This is a genomic window from Oceanobacillus luteolus, assembly GCF_023715655.1.
Lineage (GTDB): Bacteria > Bacillota > Bacilli > Bacillales > Amphibacillaceae > Oceanobacillus > Oceanobacillus luteolus.
Map to the genome: position 1 here is coordinate 1 of NZ_JAMBON010000114.1, position 1,442 is coordinate 1,442.

General features: G+C 38.4%; 1 protein-coding gene. It reads right to left on the bottom strand.

Annotated features, from left to right (window positions below; genetic code table 11):
- Nucleotides 1-214 precede the first annotated feature (214 nt).
- Nucleotides 215-1,371 (bottom strand): IS3 family transposase gene (locus M3210_RS19885; protein ID WP_149476521.1). Its coding sequence is split into 2 segments (ribosomal slippage): nt 215-1,128 and nt 1,128-1,371, totalling 1,158 coding nucleotides; the frame shifts between segments, so codons are not numbered across the junction.
- Nucleotides 1,372-1,442: the final 71 nt, after the last annotated feature.

A 1,442-nucleotide genomic window follows, 5' to 3' on the forward strand; every position in this document is an offset into this window, starting at 1 on the left:
TGGATCTACGTCAATATTTAGGACACATTTAAGTTAGTTTTTTGGTTGTGCTTTGAAGCTTATTTGAATAGATATGTGAAGGCTTGACATGGAGCCTCTGTGTGCGTGGTGATTTGCGAAAGACGAAAGGTTAGTAAATAGACCTTTCGCAAGGTGAAAGCCTACCACGCCCACCTCTCCAAGTAAAGCCGTGCTCTTATGTTAATTGGTGCAATTATGCTGCTTGATGGAGCGCTAAATCTTCCATCTCTTGTGGCGTTAGATAGTTGATACTGCCGTGTATTCTTTTGCGGTTATACCAGCCTTCAATATATTTAAATAACTCTACTCGCGCAGCGTTAAAATCTAAGTATTGTACGTGGTTTACTTCTTCTTTCTTTAAGATCGCATGAAAAGACTCGATACAAGCATTGTCATAGGGACTGCCTTTATGACTGAAGGAATGTGTCATCTTGTAGTCCTGAATCTTTTCTGTGAAGGCATCACTTGTATATTGTGAACCCAAATCAGAATGGAAGATAACGCCATCATTAGGTTTCTGTGTGACATAAGCGTTTTCTAAAGCTTTTTCTACCAATTCAGTCGTCATCGAACGTCCAAATGAATACCCAATAACCTTTCTTGAATGCAAGTCTAATACAGATGCAAGGTAACACCAGCCATCACGAAGCGTATGAATATACGTGATATCGCCAACCCATTTTTGGTTAATCGCTGTCGTTGTAAAGTCTCTTTTAAGAATGTTTTCTCGCTCTTCCACTTTCTCTTTACTAGGTGTCGGCCGAAACTTCTTAACGATGATCGATTGGATTCCAGCTTTTTTCATCAAGCGTTGAACCCGATTTATACTGATCTTGTGGCCCTGTTTTACAAGGATTTCATGAATCTTAGGTGCACCATATCGTTTCTTACTATCTTCATGAATCTGTATGATCTTTTCTGTGAATTCACGACGCTCACGATCACGGTCTGATTCTGTTTTATGCAGCGATTGGTAGTACGTACTTTTAGGTATATCAAGGGTTTCACACATTGTGCGAATGGGATAATCATCTTTATGTTCTGTAATAAATTCAGTTAGTTCTGTGTCATTTACTTTCGAGCGAATATGGCCATAGCCTTTTTTAGGATTTCAAGCTCCTGTTTCAAGCGAAGGTTCTCTTTTTGAATGGCGTCTACATCTTTTGGGTTAATCTCCTTACCCTCCGTCCCTTCAATCGGGGTTAAGTCTTTAATCCATTTATAAATGGTTACATCAGATACGCCATACTCGCTACTTAAATCTTTTACAGAACTTCCAGAATGATAAAGATCGACAATCATTTTACGGAAATCATCATTATATCGTTTACCGTTATTTCTTGTATTCATCGGACACATCCTCCTTGAAATTCATTGTATAAATTTAACTTAGATGTGTCTATGAAACTATACTAGCATCA